The 15,832-nt window shown below is 66.0% G+C and carries 20 protein-coding genes; 2 read left to right on the top strand and 18 right to left on the bottom strand.

Translation table 11 applies throughout. The annotated features are described in order from the left end of the window. Positions 1-34 precede the first annotated feature (34 nt). From ACP7AR_RS01750 to ACP7AR_RS01695, 12 genes are all read right to left on the bottom strand, one after another. A complete protein-coding gene (locus ACP7AR_RS01750; protein ID WP_426181959.1) occupies positions 35-445 on the bottom strand; it encodes a DUF402 domain-containing protein in 411 nt (136 codons plus the stop codon). 12 nt (positions 446-457) lie between these two features. Then, a complete protein-coding gene (locus ACP7AR_RS01745) occupies positions 458-739 on the bottom strand; it encodes a hypothetical protein (protein ID WP_426181957.1) in 282 nt (93 codons plus the stop codon). Beyond that, entirely contained in the window at positions 736-1,173 is a 438-nt protein-coding gene (locus ACP7AR_RS01740) for a cupin domain-containing protein (protein WP_426181955.1), read from the bottom strand. Before ACP7AR_RS01740 ends, ACP7AR_RS01745 begins: the two co-directional genes overlap by 4 nt. Further along, positions 1,170-1,757: a pyridoxine/pyridoxamine 5'-phosphate oxidase gene (locus ACP7AR_RS01735; RefSeq protein ID WP_426181953.1), complete on the bottom strand. Its 588-nt coding sequence runs from the start codon at positions 1,755-1,757 to the stop codon at positions 1,170-1,172. The genes ACP7AR_RS01740 and ACP7AR_RS01735 overlap by 4 nt, the downstream gene beginning before the upstream one ends. 77 nt (positions 1,758-1,834) lie before the next feature. Next, positions 1,835-3,139 carry an HNH endonuclease gene (locus ACP7AR_RS01730; RefSeq protein ID WP_426181950.1) on the bottom strand — a complete coding sequence of 435 codons (1,305 nt, stop codon included), beginning with the start codon at positions 3,137-3,139 and terminating at the stop codon, positions 1,835-1,837. A 129-nt stretch (positions 3,140-3,268) separates the two neighbouring features. Further along, on the bottom strand, positions 3,269-5,764 hold the full coding sequence (pheT, locus tag ACP7AR_RS01725; protein WP_426181948.1) for a phenylalanine--tRNA ligase subunit beta: 2,496 nt from the start codon (positions 5,762-5,764) through the stop codon (positions 3,269-3,271). Beyond that, a complete protein-coding gene (gene pheS / locus ACP7AR_RS01720) occupies positions 5,764-6,819 on the bottom strand; it encodes a phenylalanine--tRNA ligase subunit alpha (protein WP_426181946.1) in 1,056 nt (351 codons plus the stop codon). Before pheS ends, pheT begins: the two co-directional genes overlap by 1 nt. A 43-nt stretch (positions 6,820-6,862) precedes the next feature. Then, on the bottom strand, positions 6,863-7,777 hold the full coding sequence (locus tag ACP7AR_RS01715) for an amino acid ABC transporter permease (protein ID WP_426181943.1): 915 nt from the start codon (positions 7,775-7,777) through the stop codon (positions 6,863-6,865). After that, entirely contained in the window at positions 7,774-8,433 is a 660-nt protein-coding gene (locus tag ACP7AR_RS01710; protein WP_426181940.1) for an amino acid ABC transporter permease, read from the bottom strand. Before ACP7AR_RS01710 ends, ACP7AR_RS01715 begins: the two co-directional genes overlap by 4 nt. 55 nt (positions 8,434-8,488) lie before the next feature. After that, complete coding sequence (locus ACP7AR_RS01705; protein ID WP_426181937.1) at positions 8,489-9,391, bottom strand: glutamate ABC transporter substrate-binding protein; 903 nt, start codon at positions 9,389-9,391, stop codon at positions 8,489-8,491. 35 nt (positions 9,392-9,426) lie between these two features. After that, on the bottom strand, positions 9,427-10,176 hold the full coding sequence (locus tag ACP7AR_RS01700) for an amino acid ABC transporter ATP-binding protein (protein ID WP_426181934.1): 750 nt from the start codon (positions 10,174-10,176) through the stop codon (positions 9,427-9,429). 103 nt (positions 10,177-10,279) lie between these two features. After that, positions 10,280-11,092, bottom strand: a complete 813-nt coding sequence (locus ACP7AR_RS01695; protein ID WP_426181931.1) for a TrmH family RNA methyltransferase — start codon at positions 11,090-11,092, stop codon at positions 10,280-10,282. 85 nt (positions 11,093-11,177) lie between these two features. On the opposite strand from ACP7AR_RS01695, the gene ACP7AR_RS01690 reads away from it, so the two are divergent. Further along, entirely contained in the window at positions 11,178-11,600 is a 423-nt protein-coding gene (locus tag ACP7AR_RS01690) for a DUF2809 domain-containing protein (RefSeq protein ID WP_426181928.1), read from the top strand. A gap of 67 nt (positions 11,601-11,667) precedes the next feature. On the opposite strand, the gene rplT is transcribed toward ACP7AR_RS01690, so the two are convergent. The 3 genes from rplT to infC all read right to left on the bottom strand — a co-directional run bounded on the left by rplT (position 11,668) and on the right by infC (position 12,980). After that, on the bottom strand, positions 11,668-12,054 hold the full coding sequence (gene rplT / locus ACP7AR_RS01685; RefSeq protein WP_033106886.1) for a 50S ribosomal protein L20: 387 nt from the start codon (positions 12,052-12,054) through the stop codon (positions 11,668-11,670). A gap of 33 nt (positions 12,055-12,087) precedes the next feature. Further along, a complete protein-coding gene (gene rpmI, locus ACP7AR_RS01680) occupies positions 12,088-12,282 on the bottom strand; it encodes a 50S ribosomal protein L35 (protein WP_017828564.1) in 195 nt (64 codons plus the stop codon). A 71-nt stretch (positions 12,283-12,353) separates the two neighbouring features. Continuing rightward, on the bottom strand, positions 12,354-12,980 hold the full coding sequence (infC, locus tag ACP7AR_RS01675) for a translation initiation factor IF-3 (protein ID WP_426187575.1): 627 nt from the start codon (positions 12,978-12,980) through the stop codon (positions 12,354-12,356). A gap of 260 nt (positions 12,981-13,240) precedes the next feature. On the opposite strand from infC, the gene ACP7AR_RS01670 reads away from it, so the two are divergent. After that, positions 13,241-13,636, top strand: a complete 396-nt coding sequence (locus tag ACP7AR_RS01670) for a DUF1844 domain-containing protein (protein WP_426187573.1) — start codon at positions 13,241-13,243, stop codon at positions 13,634-13,636. Between the two features lie 47 nt (positions 13,637-13,683). On the opposite strand, the gene ACP7AR_RS01665 is transcribed toward ACP7AR_RS01670, so the two are convergent. The 3 genes from ACP7AR_RS01665 to priA all read right to left on the bottom strand — a co-directional run bounded on the left by ACP7AR_RS01665 (position 13,684) and on the right by priA (position 15,752). Beyond that, a complete protein-coding gene (locus ACP7AR_RS01665; protein ID WP_426181925.1) occupies positions 13,684-14,082 on the bottom strand; it encodes a hypothetical protein in 399 nt (132 codons plus the stop codon). A gap of 115 nt (positions 14,083-14,197) precedes the next feature. After that, positions 14,198-15,022: an SseB family protein gene (locus ACP7AR_RS01660; RefSeq protein ID WP_426181922.1), complete on the bottom strand. Its 825-nt coding sequence runs from the start codon at positions 15,020-15,022 to the stop codon at positions 14,198-14,200. After that, entirely contained in the window at positions 15,006-15,752 is a 747-nt protein-coding gene (gene priA, locus ACP7AR_RS01655) for a bifunctional 1-(5-phosphoribosyl)-5-((5-phosphoribosylamino)methylideneamino)imidazole-4-carboxamide isomerase/phosphoribosylanthranilate isomerase PriA (RefSeq protein WP_426181919.1), read from the bottom strand. The genes ACP7AR_RS01660 and priA overlap by 17 nt, the downstream gene beginning before the upstream one ends. Positions 15,753-15,832: the final 80 nt, after the last annotated feature.

Here is a 15,832-nt window from a genome sequence, read left to right as displayed (position 1 = left end):
CCATCACACCATCTTCGGCTCCTGCATGTGGGGGTCAGTGCGGTAAGTCGGAGAGTTGCGGGGTCCTCCACGCCGGATCCGGACGCCAGTCGGCCCACTCCTGCGCGAAGGCCCAGTGCCCATCATGGAAGGCTGCGATCGCAGCCTCAGCGTGTCGGGTGATCTGCTCGCCCTCATCGGCTGCGATGCGCCCCTGTTCGATCGCCGCTTCCAGTTCGTCTTCGTCCTTCAGGCGGATGTCGCCAGAGGCGTCGATCTCGACATCGAGCACATGGTCGGATGAGTGGGTGGCGGTGTCGGTGCGCTGATGCGCGTTCTCGAGATTCACGTACCAACCGTCGAACACCCAATCCGTACCGCTGGCGTCGCTCCAGAACAACCAGACCGACCACGGGGTGCCGGCAGGTGCGATGCGCAGTACGCCGTTGCCCCACCACTCCTCCACGATCCGGGTCCGCTAGACGAGCCAGCGCTCGTCGAGCGGAACGGTGCGGATGCGCTGCCCGTCCGGAGCCCCCATGCCCTCCAGGAGCGAGCCGGCCGCCAGCCATGCCACCAGCCCCCGCTCGTCGTCACGGACGACTCGCATCGGCGCGATGTTGGATGCGTCGCCGGCCTGCCAGCCCGGCTTGCGGTAATGCCAGTCGGTCTGGGCTCCTGGGTTCAGGTAGGGACCGACTCCGAGCTCGCGGGCGTCGACAGGGGCTGTGGGTGCGGTGGGGCGGGGAGCGACGATCATCGTCCCTGCCACGGCATCGGTCGCTCGAGGTCGCGCGTGGCGTCGTCCGGGATGTGCGGCAACTGCTCGCCTCCGGATCGGACGCAGAGCCATCGCAGCTCGCCTGGGCTGTCGGGGAGTGCACGCCACGTGCGCCACACGTTCTGGCCGACCCTGATCACGGTGCCAGGCGACGCCTCCACCACGTCGTCGTCCAGTCCCATCTGTCCGCGCCCGGCCAGGAACACGTAGAGCTCCTCCACGTGAGTGTGGGTGTGCCAGTATCCGGCCTCTTCACCGGGCTCGAGCGCGTTCGCGGTCATGCCGATGTACTGCATCGTCAGTTCGTGGTCGACGACCCTGCGGCCGTCACGGGAGCGCGCTTCGACGAAACCACCGAAGTGATTGCGCCATTCTTCGGGGGCACCGATCTGCGTCACCTGGTAGTCGCTCATGCCGTCGTCGCTCCGTCCGCTTCGCCGCCGGTCACCGTGTGCGACCAGTTGTCACCCTCGCGAAAGTACACGATCCGCGTGTGGCGACGGTCGACCGACCCGTTCCAGAACTCGATCCTGGTCGGGGCGAGGCGCCACAGCACCCACTCCCCCGGCGCGATGCCCTCGCGAGCCGATGCGGATCTTGCGGCCAGGTCTGCGTCGCTTTCCTCGTGAGTCGCCTCCTCCACCGCGCCTCGCACGCGCACAGCTCTGACGAGCGGCTGCCACCAGAAGTTCAGCGCCGCTACGGGGTGCGCGAGAAGCTGCTCCGCCTTCTGCGATGCCCGATGACCGGCGAAGGCCCAGCCACGATCGCTCACATCCTTCAGAATCAGCGTGCGCGCGTCCGGGACGCCGTCGGCATCGACTGTCGCGAGACTCGCCGCATGGGGCTCTGCGACTCCGAGCTCTGCGGCCTCGCTGATCCATGACAGGAACAGTGCGGTCGGATCGTCGGGCAGGTCATCGAACGCGACCGAGCGAGGCGTGCCGGTCAGCGCGGGTTGCGCGCGCAGCCAGGTGGATGCGGTTTCCGAGGACATGCGTTCATCCTCGCCCGTCATAAGGAGAGACGTCGACGGACACGCGAGTGAACCCGGCAGCGCACACTGAGCGCGGCTCAGAACGGTGGGGCGATCGCGGAAGAACGAGAAGGTGGCTTGCTTTCATGTCCGGTGGGTGTGATGACCTGGACGGTGTTGTCTGGGCGGCTGCGGTAGATCGCGCGGGTGAGATGTCGGTGGGTGTGGTCGCGCGGGCACAGCGGTCTGAGCTCGTCGAGGTCGGTCGTGCCGCCTTGTGCCCACGGAGTCTTGTGGTCGATGTCGGCGTCTTGGGCGAGGCGGTTGCAGCCGTCTCTGGCGCAGGTGCCGTGTTGCAGGATGAGCCATTCACGTTGTGCCTGGGTGGCGTGGCGGCTGCGGCGGTCCATGTCGACGACGACGCTGCGGATCGGGTCGACGATCACCCGGCGGAACGCATTCGTGTCGAGGAACAGTTGCTTCGCGGTGAGTGGGTCGATCGGACCGTGCCCGACGAGCTCGGCCGGACGGATCGCCCCACCTGTCGGGTGGGCGCCGGTGCCACGATCGTCCCCGAGGAGTTCGACCGGGATGGTGACGAAGATCTTCGTCTTGACCGCCGTGGCGGTGCCGATACCGCGCAGCCACGCGGAGCACAGATCGGCGCGGATCTGATCCCGCGTGCGGCACTCGTTCGGGTCCTTCTGCAGGTGCTTGGCCGCGGACGTCAACCGGCGTTTGGCGGCGATCGCCTCGACCGTCGGGATGTACGCCATGAACCAGCTCATGCCGTCCTCATCCTCCTGGACGACGACGCGACGACCGCGAATCTTACGGGCGTGGCGCTCGGAGGGTCCGACCGGATCGAGCCGGTCGACCAGGGTGCGCAGCCGGCGCAGGAACGTCGCCGGTGGGCATGAGAGCGCCCACTCCGACGCTGCTTCATCGATCACCCGCATCGCCTCCCGTTCAAGCTCGCGCTCTTCCTCCGGCGCTCCGACATCCGCACGCACCCGCGCCAACGCCCCGACAGTGCGGCCGACGAGATACATCGACACGAAACCATCCTTGGCCTGCTGCCACAGCAACGGCAGATGCGCCATCGCCTGCTCCGCGGTGAACAGCACCCCGCGCACGTAGTCTTCTGAGCACCGCAGCCGCAACGCGATGTCGAAGACCGTGGCACGCTCGGCCTGATCCACGGCATCCTTGTCCGTCGTGTGATGCACATACACCTGAGGATTACGACGCGCCAACGCGACAGCATCCGCGATCCGAGCAGACCGCATCGCCTCATGACGATTCAGATCGACATCCGCACACTGCAGATCATCCAACGCAGACTCGACGAAGAACGCGGCATCACGCGGTCGGTCATCCACATCGTCGAACCAAGGTTCCATGAATCCGTATAGTTCCTATGTTCGATTTCGACAAGGCTTTCTCTCGTATATTTATTCGACCTATCGAGATCAAAAGCAGAACGCCGGCGTCTCTGAAGAGACACCGGCGTTCCGAACGAGACTCGAATGCTACTCGCGCAGCGTCGCCCCGAAGCGATCAGACGCCACCGCGACGCCGGCGAGCTTCGCCTCGGTCGCCTCTGCAGCCGTGAGTGTGCGATCGGCAGCGCGGAACCGCAGCGCGAAGGTCAAACTCTTCTCGCCTTCGGCGATGCCCTCGCCGCGATAGTCGTCGACGAGCCGCAGTGACTCGAGCAGTTCCCCCGCCCCCTCGACGAGGGCTGCGCGCAGGTCGCCGGCCGTCACGGAAGCAGGAACGACCAGTGACACGTCCTGCGTCGCGGCCGGGTAGGTGGACAGCGACTCGGCGACGACGCGGGTTCCTGCGGACTTCAGGACGCCGTCGAGATCGAGCTCGAGCACGACGGCGCGACCGGGCAGATCAGCGTCAGCCGCCACCTTCGGGTGCAGCTCACCGACGTAGCCCACTTCGGTGCCGTTGACGCTCAGCACACCGGTGCGTCCAGGGTGCAGCGCAGCGCGCTGCCCCTGCACGACGTCGATCTCGACCCCGGAAGCGACGGCGATCACGCGCACAGCATCCAATGCGTCTGACAATCCGAACGCCTCCGCTGCGCGTCCAGGCTGACGTGCCACGACATTCCCTGTGAAAAGGGCGGCGATGTGGCGGGGCTGCGGAGGGATCGAGGCGTTCAGCGCGGCCAGCGTCTCATCCGAAGGTCGCTCACCCAGCGGGGGCACCTCATCCGTTCCGTATGCGACGCCCGGCTCGGGAAGGAAGACTGCGCCGGTCTCGAAGATCGCGAGATCGGTGAGTCCGCGCGCGATGTTGCGATGTGCGATCTGCAGCAGACCCGGGATCAAGGACCGGCGCAGGAACGGCGCCTGTCCGTCGAGCGGGTTCGCGAGCTTGATGCTCGGAAGGTGCTCCCCCGACGCCGAGCCGTGCATGTCGTTGTGCGCCTCGGTGGTGAACGGGAATGCCGGCGTCTCGACGAGGCCGGCAGCAGCCAGCGCGTTCGAGACGCGACGACGACCCTGCTGAAGCACGGTGAGTCCGCGCCCGGACGGGGGCGTCGGCAGCACGGCGGGGATGCGGTCGAGGCCGTGAATGCGGGCGACTTCCTCGGCCAGCGTCCACTTGTCCGTGAGATCGGGACGCCAGCTCGGCGGGATGACCTGCCAGCCGTCAGAGGTCTCGGTGACCTCTGCGCCGATCGTCTCGAGAGCGTCGACGATCTCCTCGTCGGTGTAGTCGACGCCGATCAGACCGGGGACGAATTCAGCCGGCAGTTCGATGCCGTCGATGGAGACGTCGCTGAACAATGCCCCGCCGGTCTCATCGATGCGGCCGCCGGCGAGTTCGACCATGAGATCGGCCACGCGACGGGCCGCGACGAACGGAACCAGCGGGTCGACACCGCGCTCGAAGCGCTTGGACGCCTCGCTGGGCAGCTTGTGGCGTCGTGCGCTGCGCGCGATCGAGATCGGGTCGAAGATCGCGGCCTCGATGAGCACATTGCGCGTCTGATCGCCCATCTCGGTCCTGCTGCCGCCCATGACGCCGGCGAGACCGATCGGACCGGAATCATCGGTGATGAGCAGGTCTTCGACGTGGAGCGTGCGCTCCTGACCGTCGAGGGTCTTCATCTTCTCGCCGTGCTGCGCGCGACGAACCGTGATGCCGCCTGCCAGTTTGTCGAGGTCGTATCCGTGGATCGGATTTCCCAGCTCGAGCATCACATAGTTCGTGATGTCGATCAGGACGCCGAGCGAGCGGATGCCGGCGAGCGAGAGCCGCGCCACCATCCACGGCGGGGTGGGTCTGGACGGGTCGACATCGCGCACGACGCGCACGACGAACTCCTGAACCGCAGGGGTGTCACGCAACGGTACGGCATCGACGGAGATCGGGAACCCTGTACCCGGCTCCACCTCTGACCACTCGTGCTCTGCCGGGTCGCGGAAATCCGCACCGGTCGCGTGCGCATACTCCCGTGCGACTCCGCGGATCGAGAACGCGTAGCCGCGGTCAGGCGTGACATTGATCTCGACCGCGACGTCGTCAAGGCCCAGCAGCTCGATCGCGTCCGTGCCGACCGGGGCATCGATGCCGAGCGAGGACAAGATCAGGATGCCGTCGTGCTCGTCTCCGAGGCCCAGCTCTCGCGCCGACGCGATCATGCCGTCCGAGACGTGGCCGTACGTCTTGCGCGCGGCGATCGGGAACGGCCCTGGCAGCACGGCACCCGGCAGCGTCACCACGACCTTGTCTCCGACGGCGAAATTGCTCGCGCCGCAGACGATGCCGCGCGGCTCGGCTTCACCGACGTCCACCTGACACCAGCGGATCGTCTTGCCGTTGGACTGCGGTTCGGCGTCGAAGGACAACACCTGCCCGACGACGACAGGTCCGGAGACCTCGAAACGGTGGATCTCCTCCTCTTCGAACCCGACGGTCACCAACGACTCGAGAATGTCTTCTGCAGTGGCATCCGATGCCACATCGACGTACTCACGCAACCACGAAAGCGGGACGCGCATCACACCACCATCCCGAACTGCTCGCTGAAGCGCACATCGCCCTCGGCCATGTCCCGCATGTCCTTCACATCGCTGCGGAACATCAGTCCGCGCTCGATCCCCATACCGAAGGCGAAGCCGCTGTACACGTCGGGGTCGATGCCCGCTGCACGCAGCACGTTCGGGTTGATCATGCCGCAGCCGCCCCACTCGATCCAGCGTGCGCCGCCCTTGAAGGTCGGGTGCCACAGGTCGAGCTCGGCGGACGGCTCGGTGAACGGGAAGTAGTTGGTGCGGAAGCGCGTCTTGGCCTCCGGCCCGAAGAGCAGTCTCGCGAAGTGATCCAGCGTGCCCTTGAGGTGCGCCATCGTGATGCCCTTGTCTACGACGAGACCCTCGAACTGCGTGAACACCGGAAGGTGAGTCGCGTCGAACTCGTCGGTGCGGTACACGCGACCGGGGCAGAGGACATAGATCGGCACCTCGCGGTCGAGCATCGACCGCACCTGCACCGGGCTCGTGTGCGTGCGCATGACGAGGTGGCGATCGACCGGATCGACGAAGAAGGTGTCCTGCATCTGACGCGCGGGGTGATCGACGTCGAAGTTCAGCGCGTCGAAGTTGAACCACTCGTGCTCGAGCTCCGGGCCCTCCGCGATCTCCCACCCCATGCCGACGAAGATGTCGGAGACATCGTCTTGGAGTTGGCTGAGCGGATGCCGTGCGCCGACGCGCGTGCGCGAGGAGACGGCGGTGATGTCCACCCGCTCCGACTCCAGCCGCGCTGCGGTCTCGGCCTCGGCGAGTTCGACCTCGCGGGCGGCGAGCGCCTTGGTGACCTGACCACGGCCCTGCCCGACGAGCTTGCCGAAGGCGGCCTTGTGCTCGGGCGCCACCTGGCGCATCGACGCGTTCAGTACAGCCAGCGGCGACCCTTCGGCGACGTGCGCGGCGCGCGCGGCCTTCAGCTCTGCGGTATCGGCAGCGGCACCGATCGCATCGAGCGCTGCGGCGACGGCGGATTCCACCGCCTCGGGCGTGATCTCTGCTGATTCAGAGTGGGGAACGTCAGACACGAGACATGAGTCTACCGGCGCGTACCGGTCTCGCCCGTCGGCCTCAGGCTCCCGTGCTCGTCCCGTCGAACTTCCCCGCGCCCTTCTGCGCCACGATGATCTCGGTGTCGGTGCCCTCGTGCATGACCGCCGCGTTATCGGCGGCAAGTGCCTGCAGCTTCGGCGAATGACGGGTGCGGATCTCGAGGTACTTCGCGATGCCGGAAAGGATCAGGCACATGACGATGTAGATGCCGCCGATGATGAATGCCGACTGGAGGATCGGACGTCCTTGCTGCGAGCTCAGCAGCTTGGCGTAGTACAGCAGTTCGGGGTACGTGATGATGAACCCGAGCGCGGTGTCCTTCATCGTCACTACGAGCTGGGCGACGATGACCGGCAGCATCGCTCTGATCGCCTGCGGCAGCAGGATCAACCGCATGACGCCGTTCTTGCGGAGTCCGATCGCGTATCCAGCCTCCTTCTGACCGCGAGGCAGTGACTCGACACCCGCGCGGAAGACCTCGGCGAGCACCGAGCCGTTGTAAGCCATCAGCGCGATGACCACGGCCCAGTAGGGCTCCATCTTGATGCCGATGACGGGCAGGCCGTAGTACAGCAGCATCATCAGCACGAGCACCGGCACCGCACGGAACAGCTCGGTCACGGCGGTGACGGGGACGCGCACCCATGCGTGTTCGGACAGACGGCCGATCGCCAGCGCGAAGCCGAGCACGAGGCTGAGGATCGCGGCGAGCGCGAAGGCCGCAAGCGTGTTGCCGAGCGCTTCGAGGATCTGTTCCCAGACCGCTGAGAAGGTGAAGATGTACCACTTCGACGGCGAGAACTGCCCAGATTCCGCGAAGCGATAGACGATGAATGCGATCGCGCCGAGGACGACGAGAACCGTCGCCACTCCGAGGATCCTGTTTCGCAGAACCGCCCGAGGACCTGGGACGTCATAGAGTACGGAAGTCATCGTGCGATCCTCCATCGGTTCTCGAGTCTGTTCTGCAGCCAGCTCATCAGAAGCACCAGGACGACGAAGACCACTGCGACCCAGAGCAGCACTTCCATCGGGTTGCCTGGTCGCTCGTGCGAGTCGTAGATGGTGGCGCGCAGTGCCGCGAGCTCACCGATCGCGAAGCCGGCGGCGACCGTCGTGTTCTTCAGCAGCGCGATGAACACGCTCATCATGGGAGGCACGACGGAACGGAATGCCTGCGGGAGCACGACGAGGGTCATGACCTGCCCGAACGGGAGGCCGATCGCTCGTGCAGCCTCGGCCTGCCCCACAGGGACCGTGTTGATGCCGGCCCGGATGACCTCGGCCACATAGGTGGCCGTGTAGATGCCGATGGCGAGAATACCCAGCACCAGGTTGTCGAGTTTCGGAAGCCCCAGCTGGGGATAGCCGAAGACGAAGAAGAAGAAGACGAGAGTCAGCGGGGTGTTGCGGACGAGTCCGACGTACACGGTGCCGACCGCACGGGCGATGGGCACGGACGAGACCCGCATCGCGCCGACCACGACGCCCAGCACCAATGCGATGATCGCGCCTCCGAAGAAGACGAGCAGCGTGTTGGCTATCGCCTCGCCCCACAGGTCGAGGTTGCCGAAGATGACGTCGAACATCGTCTTCCCTTCAGGAATAGGAGGGGGCGGCCCACCGGACCGCCCCCAGGGTCACTCAGTCGACAGCGGGCTGTTCGACCTTGATCCCCGACTCGCCGAGGTTCTTGTCGAAGATCGCCTGCCAGATGTCGCCACCGTCGGTGAAGAGCGTGTTGATGTGCTCCTGCAGTGCGGAGTCGCCCTTGGTGAAGCCCACGCCATAGCGCTCTTCGGTGAACAGGTCTCCGACGACCTTCACATCTTCCGGATACTGTGCGGCGAAGCCGATGAGGATCGCCTGGTCGGTGGTGACAGCATCCACCTGTCCGTTGATGAGGTCCTCGACGCAGGCCGAGTACAGGTCGTACTCCTTCGGCGTGATCTCGGGGAAGTTCGCCTTGATGTTCTGGATCGGCGTCGAGCCGGTCGCAGAGCAGACGGTCTTGCCGTTGAGGTCTTCGAGCGTCTCGACGCCCTCGGTGTCGGCGCCGACGAGCAGGCCCTGACCCGTGATGAAGTACGGGCCGGCGAAGTCGATCAACTCTTTGCGCTTGTCGGTGATCGAATACGTGCCGACGTAGTAGTCGATGTCGCCGTTCGTGATCGCCTGCTCGCGGTTCGCCGAGGCGATCGGCTTGAACTCGATCTTGTCCTCATCGAATCCGAGGGATGCCGCGATCCAACGCGCGATGTCGATGTCGAAACCGGTGCGCTCCCCCGTCGTGACGTCGAGGTAGCCCAGGCCCGGCTGGTCTTCCTTGACTCCGACGACCACGCCGTCGCGTTCGGTCATGGCGTCGAACGTCGGGCTGCCCTCCAGCGAGACGTCTGAGGCGACCTCGAACCAGGTCGAAGGCTCTTCTGCGTCACCGCCGGCGTCTCCGCCGGGAGTCGTGGGGCTGCCGCTGTTGCAGGCGGTCAGGGCGAGCAGCGTGACCGCCGCGATGCCGATCCCTGCCAGTGTCCGTGTGCGTCGCATTTTCGTCTCCTTGTGTGCTGTGTGTACAGAAAAGGTCAGTGGGTGAGGAGCTTCGAGAGGAAGTCCTTGGCGCGGTCGCTCTTCGGGTTCGTGAAGAACTCCTCCGGCGTCGCCTCTTCGACGATCTTTCCGTCCGCCATGAAGACCACGCGGTTGGCCGCCTTGCGAGCGAAGCCCATCTCGTGCGTGACGACGATCATCGTCATCCCGTCCTTCGCCAGGCCGACCATGACATCGAGCACCTCGTTGATCATCTCGGGGTCCAGCGCGCTGGTCGGCTCGTCGAAGAGCATGACCTTCGGACGCATCGCGAGAGCACGAGCGATGGCCACGCGCTGCTGCTGGCCTCCGGAGAGCTGCGCCGGGAGCTTGGAGGCCTGCTGGGCGACGCCGACGCGTTCGAGAAGGGCCATGCCCTCCTTCTCCGCGTCGGCCTTCTTCAGCCCACGCACCTTGATCGGTCCCAGCGTGACGTTCTCGAGGATCGTCAGGTGCGCGAAGAGGTTGAAGGACTGGAACACCATGCCGACATCGGCGCGGAGCTTCGCGAGTCCCTTGCCTTCGGCAGGAAGCGGTTCGCCGTCGATCGAGATCTTTCCGCTCGTGATCGTCTCCAGGCGGTTGATCGTGCGACACAGCGTCGACTTGCCGGATCCGGAAGGTCCGATCACGACGACCACCTCACCCTTGTTGACGGTGAGGTCGATATCGGTCAGCGCCTGGAAGTCGCCGTAGTGCTTCTGAACGTTCTCCACTACGAGGAGGGGTGCACCAGTCTCGGTCATGTCCCCACACTAGTGAGTGCACGAGCGCAGGAACCAGCATCCGCCTCGGCGGGTTATCGAGTTGTAACCGATCGGAAACAGTGGAGCAGGGCGGCCGTCGCCGTCAGCGGCCGTCGGCCGCTCGCTGAGTGAAGGCGCTTTCGTACAGGCACACGCTCGCCGCGGTGGCGAGGTTCAGAGACTCGGCGCGACCGAAGATCGGAAGCTTCAGCACGTGATCCGCCAGCGCGAGGGCTGATTCCTCCAGGCCCCTGGCCTCGTTGCCGAACAGCCAGGCCGTCGGCTGCGCGAGCACGCCGTCAGCGCGGGCCTGCAACAGATCGTCGCCCTTGACGTCCGCAGCGAGCACGGTGACGCCCGCAGCATGGGCCCTTTCGACGACGTCTTCGAGATCTCCGCCGACGGACACCGGCAGGTGGAACAGGGATCCCGTCGTGGCACGCACGACCTTCGGGTTGTGGGGATCGACCGTGCGGCCCGTGAGGATCACCGCATCGGCACCTGCGGCATCCGCGGCCCGGATGATGGTGCCGAGATTGCCCGGATCACGCACCTCCTCGCAGATGGCGACGAGACGCGGGGATGCCGCGAAGATGTCGCGGGCCGACGTCGGAGCCTGCCGGACGACCGCGATCACGCCCTGCGGAGTGACGGTGTCGGCCATGGCGTTCAGCACGTACTCGGTGACGTACTCGACCTTCACCCCGTGTGCAGCGCTTGCGGCACGCAGATCGGGATGCTTCTCCCACCCGGTCGGCGTCGCGAACAGCTCGACGATCCCCTCAGGGCGGTACTCGAGCGCCTCGCGAACGGACTGGGGTCCTTCCAGAAGGAAGAGTCCAGTCTCCGTTCGCGCGCTGCGCTTCGTCAGCTTCGCGACGGCTCGGACACGCGGGGACCGGGGATTCTCCAGCACGATCCCCAGTCTAGGGACACAGACACCCAGCTGCGCACATGGAGACATCGAGCCTGCGCGCAGGTTCGGTTCGTACTGTACTCAGGTGACCGATCGCACCAGACGTTTCACTGCTCGGCGCCGGTTCGCGCTCGTGGCAGTGGCGGTCGTGGTACTCATCGGCGGTCTGCTCGTGCATCGGTTCGGTTCGGGCAAGGCGGGCGACATCGCGGGCGACGCTCTGTACGCCGTGCTCGTCTACCTGCTGTTCGCGACCCTCCTGGCACGGACCTCACGCACGCTGCCCGCAGCGCTTGCGATCATCTTCTGCACGGCTGTCGAATTCCTGCAGCTCACCGACCTGCCGCGCACGTGGGCTCTCGCATTCCCGCCGTCTGCGCTTGTTCTCGGCTCGAGCTTCGCGCAACGCGATCTGCTCGTGTACCCGGCATCCGTTCTGCTCGCGCTGATCGTCGACGCCGCGCTCTCACGAGGAGCGCGACGGCAAAGGTCACTGCCGAGGCATTGACGGGCTCAGCGCACACAGACGAAGACGGGCGCCTCCCCTGAGGGAAGCGCCCGTCTTCTGAAGATGCTTACGCAGCCGACTTCGGAGCGTTGACGTCGGAAGGCAGTGCCTTCTTCGCCGTCTCGACGAGCGAGACGAAAGTCGCGGGCTCGTTCACAGCGAGCTCGGCGAGCATGCGACGGTCCACCTGAACGCCGGCAAGGCCGAGACCCTGGATGAAGCGGTTGTACGTGATGCCGTTCTGGCGTGCAGCAGCGTTGATGCGCTGGATCCAGAGGCGGCGGAAGTCGCCCTTGCGCTTGCGGCGGTCACGGTACGCGTAGACCAGGGAGTGGGTGACCTGCTCCTTGGCCTTGCGGTAGAGGCGCGAACGCTGGCCCCGGTAACCGGAGGCGCGCTCGAGGATGACGCGACGCTTCTTGTGGGCGTTTACCGCCCGCTTTACTCTTGCCATTTTCCTGAGTTCCTATTCCTGCGTTCGGCCGCTTCAGCGACCGAGAAGCTTCTTCGCGACCTTGGTGTCAGCCTTCGAGAGCACCTGGTCCTGGTTCAGACGGCGGGTGCGACGGCTCGACTTGTGCTCGAGGTTGTGGCGCATCCCGGCCTGCTGCTTCTTCAGCTTGCCGCTGCCGGTGATCTTGAAGCGCTTCTTAGCACCCGAGTGGGTCTTCTGCTTCGGCATCTTCTCTTCCTTCGTATGGCGCCTTCTCAGGCGACGGTTCAACCCGCGTTGCGGGAGTCTGGGGGCGGGTGTTACTCCGCGACGGCTTCTTCTGTCGAATCCGTTGTCTCACGCGTCGTATGCGACGCCTGCTTGTTGGCCGCGCGCTGCGCGTCACGCTGTGCGTTCTGCTCTGCCTTCGCGTCCGACTTGTTCTTCAGCGGCGCCACGACCATCACCATGTTGCGTCCGTCGATCGTCGGGTTCGACTCGACGGTGCCGAGCTCGGCGACGTCCTCGGCGAACTTGCGCAGCAGGCGTACACCCTGCTCGGGGCGCGACTGCTCACGACCGCGGAACAGGATCATGGCCTTGACCTTGTCGCCGGCCTTGAGGAAGCCCTCGGCGCGCTTGAGCTTCGTCGTGTAATCGTGTGCTTCGATCTTCAGACGGAAGCGCACCTCTTTGAGGATCGTGTTCGCCTGGTTGCGACGAGCTTCCTTCGCCTTCTGCGCGGCCTCGTACTTGAACTTGCCGTAGTCCATGATCTTGACCACGGGCGGCTTCGAGTTTGGGGCGACCTCTACGAGGTCTAGGTCGGCTTCCTGCGCAAGGCGCAACGCTGCCTCGATGCGGACGACGCCGATCTGCTCACCCGCGGGTCCGACGAGGCGGACCTCGGGGACGCGGATGCGCTCATTGGTGCGGGGATCGCTGATGCGGAACTCCTTTTAGACGATGAATTAAGCCACCGCGGCGCAGACTGCGTCACGGGCGAAATTGGAATCGTCCCCCACCCACCGGCATCCAGACGCCGGCTTCGCACCCTGAACATCAGACAGTGTCTGATCTGCCGACGTGAGCCGGTGGAGTGCAAGACCCGGTAGCCTTGAACGGCAAGCGCGGGTGGGAAGTGAATCCTCTTTCGTTCCGGAGCATTACGCTCCGAAGCCCGACAAAGTCTAACAGAAGGCAAGGCATAGTGACGATTCCGGTTCAGGATGACGGCCACGACGAGCGCCACGAGCGCTGGCAGCAACAGGAGGACGCCGCATCGGCGGCCACCCGCGACATCGCGGACGTGCCCGCTGTCGAGGTGATCACCACCGCCGCCGTGCATCTCATGAGCGCAGCGGCCGTCAAGACCGGCCTCGCGGACGACCCGGACTCCGAGCTCGACCTCGACGAGGCGCGCAAGCTCATCAACGCCCTCGCCGGGCTCATCACAGCCGGGGCCCCGGAGATCAGCGACATGCACGCGCGGTCGCTGCGTGATGGACTGCGCTCCCTCCAGCTCGCCTTCCGCGAAGCATCCGCCATCCCCGACCCGATCGGCAAGGGGCCGGGCGAGAAGTGGACCGGACCGGTCAATTAGCTCCACACGCGGGCTCGCGCTTGCGCGCCCCGGTGACCACCGGAGTTTCATACGGTCAGGGTGATCGGGGCGGCGATACTGGGGCCGCCGCAGCGTTCAGTGGAATGCGTCCAGGTGACGTCGTGGTCTGATTCCTGCAGGAGTGTGCCGGCGGCGTCGTAGACGCGGATCGTCGCCTCCTCGGGCGTGGTCATGCTCAGGCTGAACACGCCGTCATCGTTCTGCATCGGCGCTCCCATGACCGACGAGGTGGTCGGCTCCTCGCCCGGGCCCGCTGAGCACCCCGCATCCACGCAGAACTGCACGAGCACGCCCGGCCCGAACGCCGACGAATCGACCTCGACTGTGTTGATCCAGCCGATCGCGGGACATGCCGTCTGCGCGCAACCCGTGCTCGCACCGAGCAGCGCGATCACCAGCATCCCGACCGCGAGCATCCTGCGCATGAGGCGAGCATATTGCCGCGAGACCGAGGTTGCCGCGCGAGACAGAGCCTGTGCACGTCGGTCTCGTGCCACGAGGTCGGTCTCGTGGGGTGGCCCCTCGTCAGGCGGCCGTTCGTCAGACGGAGCGGCGGAGCTTGACCGTCAGGGAGTCGGCCAGCACGGCGATGCGGTCATCGGCGGCCCAGCGCTGCGCAAGGCGGGCGAGCACGGCGTCCAGCACATCCCGTTCGAGGCCGTCGACGAGTTCGAGGATCACGATCAGTTCCGGGCCGCTCAGCCTCGCGTCCGGATCGCCCGCCTCGACCGCGACATCGATCACGGCGAGCTCACGCGCGACGCTCTCCTGAAGAGCGGTGAACACCTCGGGTGAGAGGAAGCTGGGCTCCCACTGCTGCCCCTGAGCCACGGCCCATACGGCGGGCCGACGGATCACGAACTCGGTCTCGGATGTCGGATCCAGCACGATGAGATCCGTCTGCTCCGACGATGCCGCAAGCGCCGCGCGCACGGCTTCCACGGGGATCGGGCGAGCCGAGGCATCCCACTTCTGCATCGCCGTGACCGAGGAGAACACCGGCTGCACCGTGCGGCCGTCCGGGGCCGCGACCGTCACGATGGACAGCTCCTGCGTCTTGTCGACGGCAAGGCCGCTGGGCGCCACGCCTTCCTCACCCTTCTCGGCTACGAGAGGGATCAGGATGCGGGCTGAGCGGAACGCGTCGATGACTTCGGCTTGGCTGCCCTCTCCCGCCCGGAAGCGCAGCAGAGCCGAGAGCAGCGCGGGATCGGCTGCACCGTCGTCACCCGCGTGGGGGTTCGATTCGAAGGTGCGCCCCTCCCACGGGACGCCGGCCGAATCACCGGCCCGGGCTGCGTCATGGTCGGCTGCGCCGTGGTCGTGCGCGCCGTGATCGTCGGCGTCGTCAGTCCCCTGCGACATCCAGAGCCTCCGCCAACGTGAAGGCGCCGGCGTAGAGTGCCTTGCCGACGATCGCGCCCTCGACGCCGAGGTGCACGAGATCGCGCAGTGCGACGATGTCATCGAGGCTCGAGATGCCGCCGGATGCGACGACGGGCTTCGGAGTGCGCGCGGTGACCTCGCGCAGCAGCTCGAGGTTCGGGCCGCGCAGCGTGCCGTCCTTCGTGACGTCTGTGACGACGTAGCGGCTGCAACCGGCGTCTTCGAGACGAGCGAGAACCTCCCAGAGGTCGCCGCCCTCCTTCGTCCAGCCACGAGCGGCGAGGGTCGTGCCTCGTACGTCGAGCCCGACGGCGACGGCCTCGCCGTAGCGAGCGATCACGTCGGCTGCCCACTCCGGGTTCTCCAGCGCAGCGGTACCGAGGTTGATGCGCGACGCGCCGGTCTCCAGTGCGGCCTCGAGGCTGGCGTCGTCGCGGATGCCGCCGGAGAGTTCCACGTTCACGCTGCGGAACTGCTTGATGACCTTGCGCAGCATCGGAGCGTTGGATCCGCGTCCGAACGCAGCGTCGAGGTCGACGAGGTGAATCCACTCAGCACCCTGGTCGACCCATTCGGCAGCGGCGTCGAGCGGATCTCCGTAGCTGGTCTCGCTGCCCGCCTCGCCCTGGGTGAGGCGGACCGCCTTACCCCCGGCGACGTCGACAGCAGGGAGAAGGGTGAGCTTGGGCGTTGACGCGAAGTCGTTCATCTCGTCCTCAAGGATGGGGGTGACGTGCTCTGATAGAGGGCACGAGAACCGAGAGTACCGCCGGGTCGACTCAGCCTCAA

The organism is Microbacterium sp. TWP3-1-2b2 (genome assembly GCF_049896145.1).
Taxonomy (GTDB): domain Bacteria; phylum Actinomycetota; class Actinomycetes; order Actinomycetales; family Microbacteriaceae; genus Microbacterium.
The sequence above is the reverse complement of the archived record's forward strand: the minus strand, read 5'-3'. Positions and strand labels throughout refer to the sequence as shown.

Coding starts and splice junctions, on each gene's coding strand:
- ACP7AR_RS01660 (WP_426181922.1), bottom strand. CDS start 15,022: ATGTCGCAGGGGACTGACGACGCCGACGATCACGGCGCGCACGACCAC.
- ACP7AR_RS01740 (WP_426181955.1), bottom strand. CDS start 1,173: ATGAGCGACTACCAGGTGACGCAGATCGGTGCCCCCGAAGAATGGCGC.
- rpmI (WP_017828564.1), bottom strand. CDS start 12,282: ATGCCGAAGCAGAAGACCCACTCGGGTGCTAAGAAGCGCTTCAAGATC.
- ACP7AR_RS01730 (WP_426181950.1), bottom strand. CDS start 3,139: ATGGAACCTTGGTTCGACGATGTGGATGACCGACCGCGTGATGCCGCG.
- ACP7AR_RS01735 (WP_426181953.1), bottom strand. CDS start 1,757: ATGTCCTCGGAAACCGCATCCACCTGGCTGCGCGCGCAACCCGCGCTG.
- ACP7AR_RS01745 (WP_426181957.1), bottom strand. CDS start 739: ATGATCGTCGCTCCCCGCCCCACCGCACCCACAGCCCCTGTCGACGCC.
- rplT (WP_033106886.1), bottom strand. CDS start 12,054: ATGGCAAGAGTAAAGCGGGCGGTAAACGCCCACAAGAAGCGTCGCGTC.
- ACP7AR_RS01715 (WP_426181943.1), bottom strand. CDS start 7,777: ATGACTTCCGTACTCTATGACGTCCCAGGTCCTCGGGCGGTTCTGCGA.
- ACP7AR_RS01710 (WP_426181940.1), bottom strand. CDS start 8,433: ATGTTCGACGTCATCTTCGGCAACCTCGACCTGTGGGGCGAGGCGATA.
- ACP7AR_RS01700 (WP_426181934.1), bottom strand. CDS start 10,176: ATGACCGAGACTGGTGCACCCCTCCTCGTAGTGGAGAACGTTCAGAAG.
- priA (WP_426181919.1), bottom strand. CDS start 15,752: ATGAACGACTTCGCGTCAACGCCCAAGCTCACCCTTCTCCCTGCTGTC.
- ACP7AR_RS01705 (WP_426181937.1), bottom strand. CDS start 9,391: ATGCGACGCACACGGACACTGGCAGGGATCGGCATCGCGGCGGTCACG.
- ACP7AR_RS01665 (WP_426181925.1), bottom strand. CDS start 14,082: ATGCGCAGGATGCTCGCGGTCGGGATGCTGGTGATCGCGCTGCTCGGT.
- pheT (WP_426181948.1), bottom strand. CDS start 5,764: ATGCGCGTCCCGCTTTCGTGGTTGCGTGAGTACGTCGATGTGGCATCG.